This is a genomic window from Amycolatopsis ponsaeliensis (genome assembly GCF_030182635.1).
GTDB classification, from domain to species: domain Bacteria; phylum Actinomycetota; class Actinomycetes; order Mycobacteriales; family Pseudonocardiaceae; genus Amycolatopsis; species Amycolatopsis ponsaeliensis.
This window is the reverse complement of record NZ_JAPZLD010000027.1, coordinates 62,724-80,199: the sequence shown is the minus strand read 5'-3', so window position 1 is coordinate 80,199 and position 17,476 is coordinate 62,724. Positions and strand designations below refer to the sequence as shown.

Here is a 17,476-nt window from a genome sequence, read left to right as displayed (position 1 = left end):
GGCCGGCGCACCAACCGGTCCGGGACGTCCGGAGTGGTGGGTGCGCACTCCGCTCGTCCGCCCCTGGGGGAACCAGCTCATGCGCGCTCTTGCCCGGTCGTCCGCCCTCGCGCTCGCGGCGGTGGCGTTGTCCGCCGCGGTCACGGCTCCGGCCGAGGCGATCCAGCCGCCGTCGCCCGGACAACCCCACGTGAGCCTCCCCGCGGGGCGGATCTTCTACACCAACCCCGGCACCGACCCCACCGCGCCGAACGCGGGATTCCCTTCGCTGTTCAACGCGAGCGTGACGAACCCGGACGGCAGCCGCACTTCGCGGCTGTTCACCACGTACGGCGTCGGCACCGACGCGCCGGGCACGAACGCCACCGCGATGCGGACCTCCACCGACGACGGCGCCACCTGGAGCCCGGTCACCCTGCCGAGCCGGTGGGCCGGGATCACCAACGCCGTCCGGCTCGCCGACGCCGCCGGGACGGTCGTGACGATCGACTTCGAGCCGATCACCCTGTCGCGGTCGGCTCCGGATCCGGACCCGTCCACACCGTACAACGAGAACGACCGGGTCTTCGGCCGCTGGACCCTCACCGGGACCACGATGACCGCGGCCGGCACGGCGACCACGAGCTATCCCGGCTCGCCGCCGACCCTCTGGGCCCGCTTCCAGCGTGGCATCCTGCTCCTGCCGGACAGCCGGACGTTGCTGGCCACCGTGTACGGCGCGACCGCGAGCGGCCCGTTCACCGCGCTGATGCGCAGCACCGACCAGGGTGCCAGCTGGGTCCAGGTCACCCGCTTGGCCGAAGGCGCGGGCTGGTCGGAGGCGAACGTCGCGCCGACCTCCGACGGCAAGCTGATGGCGTGGCTGCGCCGGGACACCACCGTCGCGGGAGAAGACCGGTACCTGCCCGACCTCTACTACACCCAGTCGTCCACTGTGGATGGATCGGGCAGCTGGACGGCGCCGGTGAAGATGTCCTCGGACACCGGGAACTCGCCGGGTTCGGTGCTGCTGGGCAACGGCGCGGCGCTGCAGGCCTCGGGACGGCCCGGCAACGTGGTGCGGTACAAGTACTCCGGCACATCGGGCTGGCAGGACTGGACCGGCCGCACGACGATCTACACCAACCAGCCCACCGCCGGCACGGGCACCGGCGGGCGGTCGCTCGCGGCGTCCGGCTCCAGCAACACCCTCGCGGTGACGCCCCTCACGGCCAACACCGCGCTCGCGGTCGGGGACAACTGCGCGAGCTGGGGCTGCCCGGCCACCGCGTCGGGCTACCCGCACGGAACCTCGCAGTCGCTGTGGAAGTCGGTGCTCGAGGTGAACACCGGCCAGTGGGGCACGATCGACCTGCAGACGAAGTTCCGGCGCGGGGAGATCGCGTTCGTCGACCCGGCGTTCACCACCTACGGCGACGGCCGGACGTCGATCGGCGCGTACGCCTTCGACGGTGACGTCCGCCCGGACTCCTCCGTGGTGACGGCGAACCGCAGTGTCACGCTCCGGCTGGACCGCGCCTACGCGCTGACCGGCGTCGGCGCGCACGCGCACCTCACCGGGCCCGCCGGCCTGACCATCGAAACCTCTCTCGACGGCGTGACCTGGTCCACGCCCGCGCAAGGCAGCCGGTCCGGCATCCTGTATCCGCTGAGCGCGCCGGCGACCGCCCGGTACGTGCGGCTCAGCGACCCCAATCCCCCGGTCGGCGACGGTTCGTCGTTCCTCGACGAACTGCAGCTCTACAGCACGCTGGACGGCTTCGAAGCCAACGTGCCGGGAGCCGCCCCCGCCGGAAACGGCCTCACCACGGCGACGGGCGCGGTCGTCGTCGCCGGGGCCCCCGCGGTCGAGCCGATCTCGTCACGGTTCCTGCGGATCACCGACACGAGTGACACCGCCGTCTCCCGCATCGCCTGGAACCACGGCACCTCGTCCGCCGCGGACTACGAGTTCGAGGTGCGGGCGAGCGGCACCGGGACGCACGGCCTGCTGTTCAGCGTCCTGGGCACGGACTCGGCGGGCAATCCCGTTACGCCGTACCACTTCCTGCTGGACGCGGTCAGCGGCAAGTTCTACCGCTACGACTTCGCGAACGCGACCTGGGGCGCACCGCTGGGCACCGTGGCCGTCGGGTCGTGGACGTGGAACTCGGTGAGCGTCGCCGCCGGGCCCGCGTCGGCGACCTTGACCGTCAACGGCCAGGCGGTCGCCACCGTCGCACCGTCCCAGCCGTTCAGCAGCCTGACGGGCAACCAGCTGTCCTCGACCGGCACCGCCCCGGTCGGTGACGACTGGTTCGTCGACGACGTCGGCTACGCCCGGCCCTGACACCCGCTAGCCGGCCCGGGCGGCCAGCAGGCTGTGGGCGGTGTCGGCCACGGTTTCCTCGACGGGACGGGACCGCCAGCCGAGCACGCTCCTCGCCTTGTCCGTGCGGATCACCGGGACCCGGCCCAGCCGGCCGGCCGCTTCCCGCATGGCCGGGTCGGTCTCGGCGGCCGCCCGCACCTCCTCGGCGGTCAGCTCGCGCGGGGGCAAGCCGCCGACGGTTTCGGCCAGGATCCGGGCCATCTCCAGGAAGCTGATCGACTTGCCGCTCGCGGCCAGGAACCGCTCCCCCGCCGCCCGCGGGTGGGTCATCGCCCGCACGTGCAGGTCGGCCACGTCCCGGACGTCGGCCACGCCGAAGGACAGCGGTGGCACCACCGGCAGCTCGCCGTCGAGCATCGCCCGCACCAGCGCGACCGACGACGACGGGCGCCCGCCGAGGACCGGCCCGAAGATGCCGGCCGGGTTGATCACCGCCAGCTCCGGGCCGCCCGCCGACCGGACCTGCTCCCACGCGGCCCGTTCGGCGATGACCTTCGAACGGACGTACGCGCTGTTGGGGTCGGCGGGATCCGTCCAGTCGGCCTCGGTGTACTCCGCCCGCGGCGTCGCGCTGTAGCCGACCGCGGCGAAGGACGACGTCAGCACGACCCGCCGGACCCCGGCTTCCCGGGCCGCGGCCAGGACCCGGACGGCGCCGTCGCGGGCCGGGCGGATCACCTCGTCGTCGTCTTCGGGCGAGGCGGGCGGGAACGGGGAGGCGACGTGGAGCACGTAGTCCACGCCCTCGGCCGCCTCGGCCCAGCCCGCGTCGGCACCGAGGTCCGCGGCCACCACCTCCAGCTCTCCGGGGCCGGCGATGGCCCGGACCTCGGCCGCGCGGCCCGGGTCGCGCACGGTGGTGCGGACGCGGTGGCCGTCGGCCAGCAACCGCGCGATCGCGTGGCCGCCGAGGTGCCCGGTGCCGCCGGTGACCAGGACGAGGGTGTCGTTCATTTCAGTCCTTTGTGGAGTGTCAGAATCGGTCGATCAGGGCCAGCAGCCGCGGGACGAGCCGTTGCGCCGCGCCGGAGTCACCCCGGTCGCGGGCGTCCCAGAGCCGCGCTTTCAGGCGCAGGTACTCCAGCCGCAACCGCAGCCGCTCGATCTCGGCTTCGAGCCGGTCGGCGTGGTGGTCGAACAGCTCACGCTGCTCGGCGGCCGCGGCGTCCCCGCGAGCGAGCAGGTCGAGGTAGCGCCGCAGGTCCTCGACCCGCAGCCCGGCCGAGCGCAGGCACCCGAGCGAATCGATGACGTCCATGGTCGCGGCGTCGTACCGGCGGTGCCCGCTGCTCGGATCGCGCGGCACCGGGCCGACCAGCCCGATCTGCTCGTAGTAGCGCAACGTCGGCTCACTGAGCCCGCTGCGCCGCGACGCCTCGAGGATCGTCAGCCACACCTGCTCGCCCGCAACTCCTGCCGCCATGGCACCAGCATGCAGAACTTCAAGCACTTGAAGTCAAGACGACCGCGAGGAACCCCCGGAAGCGTGCTGATCATCCCCGGAGGTGAGCACCGCCAGCCCGAGCGAGGTGATGAGGTGGGTCGCGAGGTTCTCGTGCCGGTCGGTCGTGATGAGGCCCGCGTCGCGCAGGACGCCCGTGTGGTGGCTGACCGTCGCCGGGGCGACCCCGGCCTGCTGCGCCAGGCGGGTGGTGGTCCCGCCGGTGACGGCCGAACGCAGGATCGTGGCCCGGGTGGGGCCCAGCAGCGCGCTCACGTGGTCGCCCTCGCCGTGGCAGCCGGCGAGCAGCCGGGCGCGGGCTTCGATCGGAAACACCAGGACCGGGCGCAGCCGCGGGTCGGCCAGGGCCACCGGGTGGAAGACGCCGAAGTAGCTGGGGACGAGCACGAGGCCCCGGCCGTCGAGGCGCAGGTCGCGATCGACCGGGTAGTCGACGGCGAGCACCGGCGGCCGCCAGCTCGTGGCCGGGCCGAGCCAGCGCAGCAGGCCTTCGGGACCGTCCCGCAGGTACCGCTGGATGCCGCCGGCGCACGCGATGCGCAGCCCGTCGCCGATCACCGGGAGGTCCGGTTCGAGCACGGCCTCGAAGTACACGCGCAACGCCTCGTGCAGGTGCCGCACCGCGGCGGTCTTCCCGCGGGCGAGCTCGTCCAGCCACCGCGCGGCCGGCGCCCGGGGCCGCCGGAGCAGGCCGACCTCCTCGCGCATCCGCCGCGGCGAGGCCGACACGACCGCGTCGGCCCCCTCGCCGATGTCGCGCACTTCCTCGGTGGGTGTGAGGAAATCCGGGAAGTAGGCCGCGTGCGGCGCGACCGTCGTCACCGTGTGCACCGCGAGCCGGACCGCCCCCGCCGCGCACGCGCGCTCCCGCACCCGGCGGCGCCAGCGCTTCAGCGGCAACCCGCCGCCGCGGTGCTGCAGGACCTGCGCGCTGCCGACGACCTCCCACAGGAGATCGATCTCCGGTTTCAGCCGCGTCCGCGCGAGATCGGCGTCGGTGAAGTGGATCCGCATCTGTGGCACGGCGTCCCCCCGGACTCCTCAGTGACCACCCGCAGTCCAGGTGTTCGCGACCCGGCGGCCAAGTACGGGCGGGCCCCGGCGTCAGCCGATCGGACCAGCCGCTCACCGAGCCGGCGGCCAAGCGCACCCCTCATCCGGCGCTGCTCCACCACACCGGATGCTCGACGAGCTGCCCCCGGAGCCGGTCACCGTGACGTGGATGGTGAGCGGGTCCACGACGACCTGCCAGGTCCGCGCTGCGCCGGCACCCGTCCGGACCAGGTCCGGGATTCGCTCGAAGGGCAGGGCGCGCAGGTCGAAATGCGGGACGGCCGCGGCGGTGGGCGCGAACACCACCGACAGCCGCCGCTCCTGGACGACCGCGGTGAGCACCTGGGAAACGTCCGCGGTCCGCGCCAGGGAGTCGACGGCCCGGCGCAGCTCCCCCGCGTCCAGCAGGGTCCGGTCCGGCCCCACGGTCACCGTGGCGGAGCCCGAGGAAGACGTGACCGAGGTGACCGACGTGGCCGGCGGCTCGGGCGGCTCCTCGTGGGTCTCCGGGCCGAACAGCTCGGCACGGAACAGCCCCAGGACGACCGCCGCGGCGAGCAGCAGCCCCGTCAAGGTGGCCGCTCCGAACGCGCAGCCCTCCGGCGGAGTGCGCAGCAAAGCGGACTCGGGAGCGGATTCGACGGCGGCGCCCGCCATCCGGCGCGCCCACTCCGGCGCCGGGCGCGGCACGATCCGGGCCTGCCACGGCCGGTCCGGCGGATACTCGACCACGACGACGTCGCCCCGCCGGAAGCCCGGGAGGTCGACCAGGTTGACGTGGTGGGTCACCGCGACCCGGTACGACGGCGCGTCGTCCGGCGCGACCGTGAGGACGAGGTCGACCGGCACGTCGCCGGTTTCGGTGCCGCCGGCACGCAGGCTCTCGACCTTCGCGAGCGCCACGTGGGGAACGACCGCCGCCTCTCGCGCCCGCCGCGGTATGCCGGCGGCGAAGAGGAGCACGCCGTAGCCGAGCGGAAGCCCCAGCGCGATCAGGATCAGAGGAACCCGCTCGAGGATGACGCCGACGACGAAGGCGCTCAGCGTCCCTCCGACGACACCGCCGGTCAGGAACCCGCGGGCGAGGGCGACCGCGCCCCGGTGGGCCGGCGCGGCGGTGTCGTGCACGGTGGACATGGCGGGGCTCCGGACTCTCGAAGGTCTCCGGCGGGCTCGTCCGCGGGAGTACCCCCAGGCTGGACCGGGCCGCGCGCTACCGAACCCAGGTTTCCGTCACCGGGCGAAAGTCACGCGGCCGGTGATCGCCCTGGCGCCGCCTTCGACCATGCCGGACAGCGCGAGCCCGTCGTCCTCCCGGCGGCCGTGGGTCAGGACGGTCGCGCCGGAGAACACCGGGCTGGACAGCCGGTACTCGAACGACGCCACCGGCCGGTCCGCGTGGCGGCGCGGGATCTCCAGCAGCAGCAACGCGAGCAGCGGCCCGTGCACCACGAGTCCGGGATAGCCCTCGACCCCGGTCACGTACGGCCGGTCGTAGTGGATGCGGTGGGTGTTGTAGGTCAGCGCGCTGAACCGGAACAGCAGCCGCGGCCCGGTCGGCGTGCCGATCTTCCAGTCGTGCGGTGGCTCGTCGGCAGCGACGGGCGCGGCCAGCGGCCGGTGTTCCCCAGCGGGTTGAGAGCGGTAGACGACGTCCTGGTGCTCGGTCAGCAGCAGCTCGGCACCGCGCCGGTACTCGTGCCGGACGGTCACGAACGCCATCTGCCCGCTCCGGCCCTCCTTCACCGCGACCTCGGCCAGCTCGCTGCGGCGGTCGATCCGGTCGCCGATCAGGATCGGCGCACGCACCTCCAGCCGGCCACCCGCGATCATCCGGCGGCGGTCCGGGATCGGCGGCAGGAACCGGCCCTCCGCCGGGTGGCCGTCCTCGCCGAGCGCGGCCTGCGGGATCGGCTCGAGGAAGTGGAACCAGTGCCACAGCAACGGAAGCGGCTCGCGGAGCCGGGCTGCGGGCCCGGGGAGGTCGAGCAGCCCGGAGAACGCCTCCGTCGGCCAGGGACCGATCACCTCGGACGTCCCGGCCGCTTCGGGCCGCCAACCGGCGACGGCGTCGCGCAGGTCGGTCACCGCAGGCCGCCGCGGGCGACGAGCTGGCCGACGATGACGTTCTGCTGGATCTCGTTGGTCCCCTCGCCGACGATCATCAGCGGCGCGTCGCGGAAGTACCGCTCGACGTCGAACTCGGTCGAGTAGCCGTACCCGCCGTGGACGCGGATCGCGTCGAGCGCGACCTCCATCGCGGTCTCCGAGCAGAACAGCTTCGCCATCCCCGCTTCCAGATCGGCCCGCTCCCCCGCGTCGTACCGCCGCGCGGCGTGCAGCAGCAGCTGACGGGCGGCGGTCAGCTTGGTCGCCATCGTGGCCAGGTGGTTGCCGACGGACTGGTGCTTCCAGATCGGCTTCCCGAACGACTCCCGTTCCTGCGCGTACCGCAGAGCGTCGTCGAACGCGGCCCGCGCGACACCGGTCGCGCGGGCGGCGACCTGGATGCGGCCGACCTCGAGACCCCGCATCATCTGCGCGAAGCCCTCCCCCTCGGCCGTCCCGAGCAGCGCGTCCGCCGGCACCCGGCAGCCGGCGAAGGTGAGCTCGCAGCTTTCGACCCCTTTGTAGCCGAGCTTCGGCAGGTCCTTGGAGACGGTGAAGCCCGGCACCTTCTCGACCAGCAGGATGCTGATGCCCTGGTGAGCGGGCTGCGCCTGCGGGTCGGTCTTGCACAGCAGCGCGACCAGGCCGGACCGGCGGGCGTTGCTGATCCAGGTCTTGGTCCCGTCGACGACGTACTCGCCGCCTTCCTTCCGCGCCGTCGTGCGCAGGGCCTGCAAGTCGGAACCGCCGCCGGGCTCGGTCAACGCCATCGTGGCGCGTAGCTCGCCGGTGGCCATCCGCGGCAGGTAACGCCGCTTCTGCTCCTCGGTGCCGAAGGTGAGGATCAGCTTCGCCACGACCGTGTGGCCGCCCATGGCGCCGGCGAGACTCATCCAGCCGCGAGCCAGCTCCTCGGTCACCAGCGCGTAGCACCGAGTGGAGACCTCGAGGCCGCCGTAGGGCTCGGGGATGGCGAGCCCGTAGACGCCGAGCCGCTTCATCTGCTCGATCAGCTCGCCGGGATAGGTGTCGGCGTGCTCGAGCTCGCGCACGACCGGCCGGACGTCGCGGTCGACGAACTCGCGGACCGTGTCCACAATGGCCTGCTCGACGTCATCCAGCTGGTCCATGGGTCTTCTCCTCGGGCGGGGGTGATCCGGTTGCCCCCTACCTTGGCACCGGGTGGCCGAAGGACCGGCCGCAGGGCGATTGACCCTGCCGCACGGAAACGCGATCCTGGGAGTCTTGCCCGTTCCTGGAGGGGGAACCATGCGACGATTCTCCGTGCTGCTCTGCGCACTTTTCCTGACGGCCACCGCCGTCCCCGCGTCGGCCGATACGCCACCCGAACCGGTTCCCGGCGACAGACCGCCGCTGGGGATCACCTGGGCCACCGGGGATCCCTACTGCGTCTACCAGTTCAGCGAGGACGTCGTGAAAGCCGCGGCCGACCAGCTGGTCACTTCAGGACTGCGGGACGCCGGATACGAATACGTCATGCTCGGCGACTGCTGGCAGGCCGCCCAGCGTGACGCCGACGGCAAGCTCACCGCCCGCGCCAGCTTCCCGTCCGGCATTCCGGCGCTGGTGGACTACGTGCACTCGCGCGGGCTCAAGATCGGTTTCACCAGCGGCACCGGCGCGAAGACCTGCAGCGGCCAGGCGGCGGGCTCGCTCGACCACGAGAGCCTCGACGCGCAGACCTTCGCCGGCTGGGGCGCGGACTACCTGCGCTACGACACCTGTTACAGCGTCAACGGCGACGCGCCCGCGCGGGTCAAGAAGATGGCCGACGCGATCAAGCTCACCGGCCGGCCGATCACGCTCGAGGTCGACGACTACGACCGTGAGCAGAGCCCGTGGCGGTGGGCTCGGGCGGCCGGGGCGCAGATCTGGCGCACCTACAAGAACGCGACCTTCAACTTCGGTTACTCGACGGGCAGTCTCGACAAGCAGTACGGCCTGGACGGCTACCCCGGCCCGGGTGGCTGGAACAACCCCGGCTCGTTCACCTTCAGCTACCTCGACCCCGCGGAACGCCAGGCCAAGCTCGGGCTGTGGGCGGTGCTCAACGCACCGCTCGTGACCGACATGGCGCTCGCGGCCGACGTCACGCTTCCGGCCGCCGAGCTGGGCAACCCCGACATCATCGCCGTCGACCAGGACTGGGCGGGCGTCGGCGGGCACAAGGTCCGCGACACCGGCTGGACCGAGGTGTGGACGAAACCGATGTCCGACGGCTCGGCCGTCCTCGTGCTGTTCAACCGCGGCGAACTGGCCGCGCCGATCACCACCTCCGTGGCCGACGCCGGGCTCCCGGCCGCGTCCGGATATCGCGTGCGCGACCTGTGGACCGGTGACGAGACCGAGACGACCGGCGCGCTCGGCGGGACGGTCGGGCGGCACGCGGCCACCGTGCTGCGCGTGTGGCCGGCGACCGTGACCGCCGCGCCGCGGACGTCGCTGACCGTCGAACTGCCCGACTCGGTGCCGCCGTCCCAGCCGGTCACCGCGACGGTCCGGTTCACCAACGCCGGCTCGACCCCGGTCACGGGTGCGCACCTGCAGCTGACCGCGCCCGCGCAGTGGCAGTTCGACAGCCCCGCCGAGTCGGACACCGCGACCGTCGCACCCGGCGCCACGTGGGAGACGGTGGTGACGCTGCACCCGTCGGCGACCGCCACCCAGGCGTTCAAGATGCCGGTCACCGTGTCGTACACGACCGCGCAGGGCACGCGGACCGCGACCGCGTCGGCCGAGGCACCGCTCATGCTCGCGCCGAACCCGCCCTCCACCAACGGGTTGCTCAACACCCAGCCGTGGATCTCGTCGGAGAACGGCCTCGGGCCGGTCGAGCGCGACAGCACCGACAACGGCCATCCGCTCACGATCAACGGCAAGACCGACGCGCACGGCGGGCTGGGCGCGCACGCCCCGTCGGTCGTGCGGTACTACCTCGGCGGCAAGTGCAAGCAGTTCACCGCGACCGTGGGCGTCGACGACCGCGGGCCGGGCGGGACGCTCGGCTTCCGGGTGCTCGGCGACGGCGTGGAACTGGAGGCGACCGGGGACCTGCGGCACGGGGACGCCGCGCAGCACCTCGTCGTGCCGGTGACGGGTGTGCAGGTGCTCGCGCTCGCCGTCGACGACGCGGGCGACGGCTCCGCCGGGGACTGGGGAGACTGGCTGTCCCCGTACCTCAGCTGCTGAAGACGTGGGTGCCGCCGGTCCCGGCCGGCGGCACCCCTGCCGTCAGAAGCCGGGGAACACGCGGCGCAGGTCGTCGAGCGTGACGCTGCCCTCGATGGTGACACCCTTGTCGTACGGTGCCTTCAGCCGGCCGCTGACCAGCCGGATGAACGCCTCCGCCGGCCCGTCGAACGTCGCCGTGGGCGCCTCGAGGTCTTCCACCACCGTGACCGCGTCGTCGATCACCAGAGCGGCTCCGGGGAACGCGAGGGACACCGGGTTCGCGAGCTCGGCCGGCTTCGCGAGGAAGCCCAGCATGAACCCCAGCGGCCCGGTCAGGAGGTCGACGAGCACCTCGGCCGACCCGGCGGCCACCCCGGCGTCCGGGTCGAAGGCCACCCGCACGTCCCACGAGTGGTTGGCGACCTCGCTGAGCCGCATGCCCAGCGCGGTCGCCAGCGGGACCGGCTCCGGCAGGAACCCGAGGTCGACGGTCAGCGACGAGCGCTGCTCCGGCGTGAGCGCCTCGACCAGTTCGAGCCAGCGCCCGTTGTGCTCCAGGAAGCCCTCGGCCTGCGCCCGGGGCGTGGACCCGTCCCAGCGGGCCCAGATCGTGGGGTTGTCCTCGGCCGCCACCGTCTCTCCGGCGGCCCTGGCGATCGGTGCGCGGCCGATCTCGGCGCCGCTGCCGAGGTGGGACAGGGCCTGGGCGACGGTCCATTCCGAGGCGCCGCTGGTGATGGCCAGCTGGTCGTCGGTGAGGGTGCGGACGAGGCCGGCGAGCACGTCGTGCTCGGCGCGCAGGGCGGCGATCGTGCGGTCCACGAGTTGACTCATGCCACCCTCAACTCCCGGAGGGACGCGTGTGTTCCGCTGATCACCGTGCGGTGCGCGGGCCGGCGGCCGGGCAGGCTAGTTTGCTCGGATGAGCCTCCTCGATGACGTGGCCGAGCGCGACGGCTGGCGATGCTGGGTGTGCGACGAGCCGGTCGACCCCGGCATGTCGGTGAACGACTCGCGGGGGCCCAGCGTCGACAGCCGGACCGCCGACCGGAAGGCCAAGATCGCCGAGCGGCTCGCGCACCGCGGGTGCAACACCCGCAAGGGCGCGGTCAAGGTGGTCATCGCCTGGCCGGACCGCCTGCACGTCGCCGAACCCGCGCCGCTGATCACCGTGGCCGGGCGGCTGGAACGCAAGGGCGGCCGCGAGCTGGTGGCGCGGTGCCCGACCAAGCAGGACGCCCAAGAAGCGGCGGACTGGCTGGTGGACCGGTTCTCCCGGCTGGTCCCGGGGCTGCCGGTGACCGCCGGGGTCGAGCCGGGCGGCGGCCAGTTCCTCGTCATCCTGGCCACCGGCCGCCGCTGAGCCGTCGCTAACCCGTCGCGCGGTGGACCCCGCGGCAGGCACCGTGGTAGAAGTAGAACGTGTTCCATTTCTGACCGCCGGTGTTTGGGGTGCACGGATGAGCGTTCCCACGGTGACCGAGCTGCTCCTGGCCCGCGCCGGGGACGAGCGTCCGGGCCTGCGGTTCGAGGACGAGACGTATTCGTGGGCCGAGCACGTCCGGGCTTCGGCCCGCCGCGCGGCCGACCTCCGCGCGACGCTGGACTGGGACGAACCGCCGCACGTCGGCATTCTCGCCGACAACGTGCCGGCCTTCTCCGTCCTCTTGGGCGCCTGCGCGTTCGCCGGGGCGGTGCTGGTCGGGCTCAACCCCACCCGGCGCGGTGAAGCCCTGGCGCGCGACATCCGGCTCGCCGACTGCCAGTTCGTGCTCACCGAACCGAAGTACCAGCCCCTGCTGCGAGGACTGGACCTCGGCGGGATTCCCGTGCGGGACCTGGACTCGTGGCCGTCGGCGGACGCGTCGCTCGACCCCGTCCCCGCGTCGGCCGACGATCTGCTCATGCTGATCTTCACCTCCGGCACCAGCGGCGACCCGAAGGCCGTGCGCTGCACCCACGGCAAGATCGCGTTCCCCGGCGCGATGCTCGCCCAGCGCTTCGGGCTGTCCGCATCGGACACGGTCTACGTCACGATGCCGATGTTCCACTCCAACGCCGTCATGGCAGGCTGGGCGGTCGGGCTCGCCGCCGGCGCGAGCATCGCCTTGCGCCGCCGGTTCTCCGCGTCCGGCTTCCTGCCCGACGTGCGGAAGTTCGGCGCGACCTACGCCAACTACGTGGGCAAACCACTGTCCTATGTGGTCGCCACTCCCCCGCGCCCCGACGACGCGGACAACTCCCTGCGTCTCGTCTACGGCAACGAAGGAGCGAGCGCCGACCTGTCCGCGTTCGAGAAACGCTTCGGCTGCAAAGTCGTCGACGCGTTCGGCTCGACCGAGGGCGGCGTGGGGTTCGCCCGCACCGACGACACGCCGCCCGGCTCACTCGGCAGGCCGGCCGAGGACGTGGCCATCCTGCACCCGCACACCGGCCTGCCGTGCCCGCCGGCGGAATTCGATCTCGACGGCCGGCTGACCAACGCCGGGGAAGCCGTCGGCGAACTGGTCAACACCACCGGCGCCGGCTGGTTCGCCGGGTACTACCGCGATCCCGGAGCCGACGCGGAGCGGCTGCGCGACGACCGGTTCCACACCGGCGATCTCGCCTACGCCGACGCCGACGGGTTCTGCTACTTCGCCGGGCGGCTCGGCGACTGGCTGCGCGTCGACGGGGAGAACCTCGGCACCGCGCCGATCGAGCGCATCCTGCTGCGGCACCCCGCGATCACCGACGCCGCCGTCTACGCGGTGCCGGACCCGGTGACCGGGGACCAGGTGATGGCGGCCGTCGTCACCGGCGGCACGCCCCTGGACCCCGTGGACTTCGGCCGCTTCCTCGCCGATCAGCCCGACCTCGGGCCCAAGCAGGTGCCGCAGTACGTGCGCACGGTCCGGGAACTGCCGCGGACGTCGACGTTCAAGGTCGTCAAGCGCCGGCTCGCCGCCGAGGGCCCGAACTGCCCCGACGTGATCCGGCGGCGCACGGGACAGGACATCGCCTACACCGTTCCGGCTTCGGAGGACACGCCCGCCTGAGGGGTTTTCCGATCTCCCCGCACCGGCTACAGTCACTCGCTGGGAGCGCTCCCAGGCAGGGCGGGCGAGCACGAAGCTCGCCCCGTCGTCCTAGGGAGAGAAGTGCATGCGAAACAGGACACTGGCAGCCGGCCTGATCGCCGTCTGCGCGGCGACCGGCGTCGTCGTCACCACCTGGACCAGCGCGCAGGCCGCCGGATCGGCGTACTACACCGACCCGGGCACCAACGCGGCCAAGTGGGTCGCGGCGAACCCCGGTGACTCGCGGACCGCGGTCATCCGCGACCGCGTCGCCGCCGTACCGCAGGCGAGGTGGTTCACCACCACGAACACCACCACCGTGCGCGGCGAGGTCGACGCCTACGTCGGGGCCGCGGCCGCCGCGGGGAAGATCCCGATCATGGTGGTCTACGACATCCCCAACCGGGACTGCGGCGGCGCGAGCGGCGGCGGCGCGCCGTCCCACGACGCGTACCGGGCGTGGATCGACCAGGTCGCGGCCGGGCTGGCGGGGCGCCCGGCGGCCATCGTGCTCGAACCCGACGTGCTCGCGCTCATGACGAACTGCCAGAGCGGCGACCAGCAGAGCCAGACCACCGCGTCGATCGCCTACGCGGGCAAACGGCTCAAGGCCGCGTCGGCCCAGGCGAAGGTCTACTTCGACATCGGGCACTCCGCCTGGCTTTCGCCCGGCGACGCGGCGGGCCGCCTGCGGGCCGCCGACATCGCGAACAGCGCCGACGGCATCTCCACGAACGTGTCCAACTACCGCGCGACCGCCGACGAGGTCTCCTACGACAAGTCCGTTCTCGGTCAGCTCGGTGACTCGCGGCTGAAAGCGGTGATCGACACGAGCCGCAACGGCAACGGCCCGCAGGGCAGCGAATGGTGCGACCCCGGCGGGCGCGCGATCGGCACGCCGAGCACCGACCAGACCGGCGACGACCGGATCGCGGCGTACCTGTGGGTCAAGCCGCCGGGCGAGGCCGACGGCTGCATCGCCACGGCCGGCCAGTTCGTGCCCCAGCGGGCCTACGACCTCGCGGTCGTGGCCGGTCCGGCCCCGACGACCGAGCCCACGACGCCCACCGCGCCGACCACCACGACCCCGACCACCACGACCCCGCCGCCGTCCGGCGGCTGCAAGGTCACGCAGCGGGTGGTCAGCTCCTGGCCGACCGGGTACACCGGCGAGGTCGTCATCGAGAACCGCGGCGCGCCCGTCGACCACTGGACGCTCACCTTCTCCGCACCCGGGGTGACCGTCAGCCAGGGCTGGAACGGCACCTGGACCGACACCGGCGACGTGGTCAAGGCCGAAAACACACCGTGGAACGGCGCTCTCGCCACCGGCGCGACCGTCACCATCGGGTACAACGCGGACTACAGCGGTGGCACGCCGCCGTTCCGGTCACCGGCGCTGAACGGCACCTCCTGCGCCTGACCTCCCCGTGGGAAGACGGCGAGGGCCGGCCCGGCGCCGGCCCTCGCTCCCGGGTTCAGGCGGTGGTCGTCCGGTGGGCCGCGTAGTGCGCGGTGCCGATCGCCCCGGCCACGGCCAGGACGAAGCCGGCGGCCGCGGCGGCGGTGAAGCCGTCCCGGACGCGGTCGTCCAGCACCGCCACGCCGATGAGCGAGGACACCGCCGTGTTGGTGGTGAACATGATGGCGGTGACCGCGGTCGCCCGGCCGCGTTGCAGGGCCATCGCGAACGCGACCGCCGCGACGAGCCCGTTGGCGATCATCGCCCAGAGCGCCGGCTCCAGGGCGAGGCGCCAGACCGGCCCGGACGCGTCGAGCGTCCGCGCCGAGATCCCGACGGCGCTGAACCCCAGGCCGCCGCAGAACCCGAGCACGATCGGCGACCAGCGGCCGGTGTTGCGCTGGGCCGTGAACGCGACCGCCGCGATCACCACCGCCACGCCCACCAGCGCCAGCTTCCAGCCGGACGCCAACGCCCGCGCGGGGCCCGGATCCGCGGACAGGCCCAGCAGGACCAGGCCCGTCGCCCCGACCCCCAGCGCGGCCCACCCGGCGCCGACCAGCCGGACACCGAGGATCGCGGAGATCGTCGCGGTCACGCCGACGCTGAACGCGAGCACCGACTGGACCAGGAACAGCGGCAGGCGGTGCAGCGCGGCGGCGGCGAAGACGAACCCGAGCAGGTCCACCCCCACCCCGAGGAAGTAGAGCGGCTGCCGGCGCAGCGCGACCAGGTCCTGCGGCGAGCCGCCGAAGGCCCCGGCCCGCCGCACCCCGGCCGACTCCAGGATGGAGCCGCTACCCGAGGCGACGGCGGCCAGCACGGCGAGGACGTATCCGAGGATCACGGCCTGAGTCTGTCAGCCCGCCCGTGACCGGCGACCGGGCCGGTGCCCGGGACCGGCGTCCACCGGCCCCGGACCAGCGGCGGACGGGCCCCGCTCACCGGCACCCTCCTCGACCGCATCCGGTCACCGCGCGCTCTCGCGACGGAACTCGTCGCGCCGGTCCCGCTCGGGCTCGGTCGACCGGGCCGACATCCTGGCCAGTCGTTGCGGGGTGGGCCAGCGGACCTTGGTGGCCCAGCCGAGTTTCTCGAACAGCCAGATGACGCGGGCGGAGATGTCGACCTGCCCGCGGAGCACCCCGTGCCGGGCGCAGGTCGGGTCGGCGTGGTGGGAGTTGTGCCAGGATTCGCCCATCGACAGGATCGCCAGCGGCCAGAAGTTGGCCGAGCGGTCGCGGTTGGTGAACGGGCGCGTGCCGATCATGTGGCAGATCGAGTTGACCGACCAGGTGACGTGGTGCTGCAGGGAGACCCGCGCCAGCCCGGCCCAGAGGAACGCGGTCAGCGCGGCCCACCACGAGCCGCCGAGCAGGCCGCCGAGCGCGGCCGGGACCAGCACGGTCGCGGCGACCCAGACCGGGAACAAACGGTCGACCAGCCGGATGTCCGGGTCGGCGGCCAGGTCGGGGGCGAACCGGGCGATGTTGGTCTTGTCCCGGCCGAAGAGCCAGCCCAGGTGGGCGTGCCAGAACCCGTGGGCCAGCGCGAGCGGTGACGTGCCGTAGAGCCATGGGGAGTGCGGGTCGCCTTCGCGGTCGGAGAACGCGTGGTGCCGGCGGTGGTCGGCGACCCAGCTGATCACCGGGCCCTGCGCGGCGAGACCGCCGGCGACCGCGAGCGCGATCCGCAGGCCGCGGTTGGCGGTGAACGCGCCGTGGGTGAAGTACCGGTGGTACCCGACGGTCACGCCCACCGTCGTCACGACGTAGAACCCCGTCGCGATCCCGATGTCGAGCCGGCTCAACCCCCAGCCCCACACCAGGACCACCACCGAGACCAGGGCGAGGAACGGGGCGAGCAGGAAGATCCGGATGGTGATCAGCTCACCCCGGGAGTGCTCCCCGGCGAGGATGGGCTTCGGTCCTGACGGATGGCGCGGGGTCGTTTTCACGGCGGTCATGACGGATTCGATTCGAGAGGGTGGTGCGGGAACACCCCGCGGACGACGACGGGGTGCCGGCAGCCGCGGATCACGGCGACAACGTGCGTGGAGGCCCGAGCACGGGAGCGGCGACGGCGGCCGCGCGCGAGGTGTGGATGATCAGGGTTTCGTGCAGCCGGACGATCTGCAACGGCCGCCACGTCGACCGCGTCGCCGCCACGATGCGCAGATCGGTCCGGGAGCCGGCCCGCCGGTGGCAGGCGACCAGCACTTCGAGTCCCGCCGAATTCAGGAAGCTCACCCGGGAGAGGTCCACCACGAGCCGCCGCGGGACCCGGCGCAGGATCACGTCGACGGCCCGCTCGACCTCGGGCGCGGTGTACAGGTCGAATTCGCCGTCCAGGGCCAGGATCGCAGTGCGGCTGACCAGTTCCTCCGTCAGCTTCAGGCCGGACGGGGGCGGCGGTGTCCCGTGGGCGCCGGACATGAGCAGGACCGCCGGTTCCGGCGGGATGTCGGAGCCACGGCGAATGGTCAGCGCACTGAGCTTCATGGGTTCGCTCCAGGCGTCGCCGTCCGGCTCTCACCACATCGGACACTGTGCGGCCCCGCTGTGGACGTCCGGTCATCGGCTGTCGGTCGTCGCAAGAGCGGGGACTGGGCACTTCGGCGCTGTCCTCCCCAGCATAGCGCTCCGCGGCAGCGCCGAACGCGATCGTTCAGCCGAACTTCGCCCGGTCCCGCACATGATCACCGCCGCACGATCCGCCTTTGTCCATTGCGGACAGTCCCGGGGAACGGCATCGGCCGGCTCGCCGCG

Annotated in this window: 15 protein-coding genes; 5 read left to right on the top strand and 10 right to left on the bottom strand. The window is 73.0% G+C overall.

Translation table 11 applies throughout. The annotated features are described in order from the left end of the window. Positions 1 to 40: 40 nt before the first annotated feature. Positions 41 to 2,329, top strand: a complete 2,289-nt coding sequence (locus tag QQ657_RS33905; protein ID WP_284746376.1) for a sialidase family protein — start codon at positions 41 to 43, stop codon at positions 2,327 to 2,329. A 6-nt stretch (positions 2,330 to 2,335) separates the two neighbouring features. Here QQ657_RS33905 and QQ657_RS33900 read toward each other — a convergent pair whose 3' ends face one another. The 6 genes from QQ657_RS33900 to QQ657_RS33875 form a co-directional block, all read right to left on the bottom strand. Next, complete coding sequence (locus QQ657_RS33900) at positions 2,336 to 3,325, bottom strand: NAD-dependent epimerase/dehydratase family protein (protein ID WP_284746375.1); 990 nt, start codon at positions 3,323 to 3,325, stop codon at positions 2,336 to 2,338. A 19-nt stretch (positions 3,326 to 3,344) separates the two neighbouring features. Then, on the bottom strand, positions 3,345 to 3,794 hold the full coding sequence (locus QQ657_RS33895) for a MerR family transcriptional regulator (protein WP_284746374.1): 450 nt from the start codon (positions 3,792 to 3,794) through the stop codon (positions 3,345 to 3,347). 33 nt (positions 3,795 to 3,827) lie between these two features. After that, on the bottom strand, positions 3,828 to 4,856 hold the full coding sequence (locus QQ657_RS33890; protein ID WP_350310725.1) for an ArsR/SmtB family transcription factor: 1,029 nt from the start codon (positions 4,854 to 4,856) through the stop codon (positions 3,828 to 3,830). Between the two features lie 102 nt (positions 4,857 to 4,958). Next, a complete protein-coding gene (locus tag QQ657_RS33885) occupies positions 4,959 to 6,023 on the bottom strand; it encodes a hypothetical protein (protein WP_284746373.1) in 1,065 nt (354 codons plus the stop codon). Between the two features lie 96 nt (positions 6,024 to 6,119). Next, entirely contained in the window at positions 6,120 to 6,974 is an 855-nt protein-coding gene (locus QQ657_RS33880) for an HTD2 family dehydratase (RefSeq protein WP_284746372.1), read from the bottom strand. Next, on the bottom strand, positions 6,971 to 8,125 hold the full coding sequence (locus tag QQ657_RS33875; protein ID WP_284746371.1) for an acyl-CoA dehydrogenase family protein: 1,155 nt from the start codon (positions 8,123 to 8,125) through the stop codon (positions 6,971 to 6,973). Before QQ657_RS33875 ends, QQ657_RS33880 begins: the two co-directional genes overlap by 4 nt. A gap of 139 nt (positions 8,126 to 8,264) precedes the next feature. Between QQ657_RS33875 and QQ657_RS33870 the strand changes: the two genes are divergently transcribed. Beyond that, positions 8,265 to 10,205, top strand: coding sequence for an NPCBM/NEW2 domain-containing protein (locus tag QQ657_RS33870; protein WP_284746370.1), 1,941 nt, complete (start codon positions 8,265 to 8,267; stop codon positions 10,203 to 10,205). 42 nt (positions 10,206 to 10,247) lie between these two features. Here the strand turns inward: QQ657_RS33870 and QQ657_RS33865 are convergent, their stop codons facing one another. Beyond that, positions 10,248 to 11,021, bottom strand: coding sequence for a maleylpyruvate isomerase family mycothiol-dependent enzyme (locus tag QQ657_RS33865; RefSeq protein WP_284746369.1), 774 nt, complete (start codon positions 11,019 to 11,021; stop codon positions 10,248 to 10,250). A gap of 88 nt (positions 11,022 to 11,109) precedes the next feature. On the opposite strand from QQ657_RS33865, the gene QQ657_RS33860 reads away from it, so the two are divergent. The 3 genes from QQ657_RS33860 to QQ657_RS33850 all read left to right on the top strand — a co-directional run bounded on the left by QQ657_RS33860 (position 11,110) and on the right by QQ657_RS33850 (position 14,669). Beyond that, entirely contained in the window at positions 11,110 to 11,550 is a 441-nt protein-coding gene (locus QQ657_RS33860) for a hypothetical protein (protein ID WP_284746368.1), read from the top strand. 97 nt (positions 11,551 to 11,647) lie between these two features. After that, positions 11,648 to 13,225: a long-chain-fatty-acid--CoA ligase gene (locus tag QQ657_RS33855; RefSeq protein WP_284746367.1), complete on the top strand. Its 1,578-nt coding sequence runs from the start codon at positions 11,648 to 11,650 to the stop codon at positions 13,223 to 13,225. A 121-nt stretch (positions 13,226 to 13,346) separates the two neighbouring features. Next, a complete protein-coding gene (locus tag QQ657_RS33850; RefSeq protein WP_350310726.1) occupies positions 13,347 to 14,669 on the top strand; it encodes a glycoside hydrolase family 6 protein in 1,323 nt (440 codons plus the stop codon). A gap of 55 nt (positions 14,670 to 14,724) precedes the next feature. Here the strand turns inward: QQ657_RS33850 and QQ657_RS33845 are convergent, their stop codons facing one another. From QQ657_RS33845 to QQ657_RS33835, 3 genes are all read right to left on the bottom strand, one after another. Then, on the bottom strand, positions 14,725 to 15,555 hold the full coding sequence (locus tag QQ657_RS33845) for a hypothetical protein (protein ID WP_284746365.1): 831 nt from the start codon (positions 15,553 to 15,555) through the stop codon (positions 14,725 to 14,727). Between the two features lie 123 nt (positions 15,556 to 15,678). Beyond that, on the bottom strand, positions 15,679 to 16,674 hold the full coding sequence (locus QQ657_RS33840) for an acyl-CoA desaturase (protein ID WP_284746364.1): 996 nt from the start codon (positions 16,672 to 16,674) through the stop codon (positions 15,679 to 15,681). A 70-nt stretch (positions 16,675 to 16,744) separates the two neighbouring features. Continuing rightward, entirely contained in the window at positions 16,745 to 17,209 is a 465-nt protein-coding gene (locus tag QQ657_RS33835; RefSeq protein ID WP_284746363.1) for an STAS domain-containing protein, read from the bottom strand. Between the last annotated feature and the right edge of the window lie 267 nt (positions 17,210 to 17,476).

Coding starts and splice junctions, on each gene's coding strand:
- QQ657_RS33900 (WP_284746375.1), bottom strand. CDS start 3,325: ATGAACGACACCCTCGTCCTGGTCACCGGCGGCACCGGGCACCTCGGC.
- QQ657_RS33895 (WP_284746374.1), bottom strand. CDS start 3,794: ATGGCGGCAGGAGTTGCGGGCGAGCAGGTGTGGCTGACGATCCTCGAG.
- QQ657_RS33885 (WP_284746373.1), bottom strand. CDS start 6,023: ATGTCCACCGTGCACGACACCGCCGCGCCGGCCCACCGGGGCGCGGTC.
- QQ657_RS33875 (WP_284746371.1), bottom strand. CDS start 8,125: ATGGACCAGCTGGATGACGTCGAGCAGGCCATTGTGGACACGGTCCGC.
- QQ657_RS33870 (WP_284746370.1), top strand. CDS start 8,265: ATGCGACGATTCTCCGTGCTGCTCTGCGCACTTTTCCTGACGGCCACC.
- QQ657_RS33865 (WP_284746369.1), bottom strand. CDS start 11,021: ATGAGTCAACTCGTGGACCGCACGATCGCCGCCCTGCGCGCCGAGCAC.
- QQ657_RS33860 (WP_284746368.1), top strand. CDS start 11,110: ATGAGCCTCCTCGATGACGTGGCCGAGCGCGACGGCTGGCGATGCTGG.
- QQ657_RS33855 (WP_284746367.1), top strand. CDS start 11,648: ATGAGCGTTCCCACGGTGACCGAGCTGCTCCTGGCCCGCGCCGGGGAC.
- QQ657_RS33840 (WP_284746364.1), bottom strand. CDS start 16,674: ATGACCGCCGTGAAAACGACCCCGCGCCATCCGTCAGGACCGAAGCCC.
- QQ657_RS33835 (WP_284746363.1), bottom strand. CDS start 17,209: ATGAAGCTCAGTGCGCTGACCATTCGCCGTGGCTCCGACATCCCGCCG.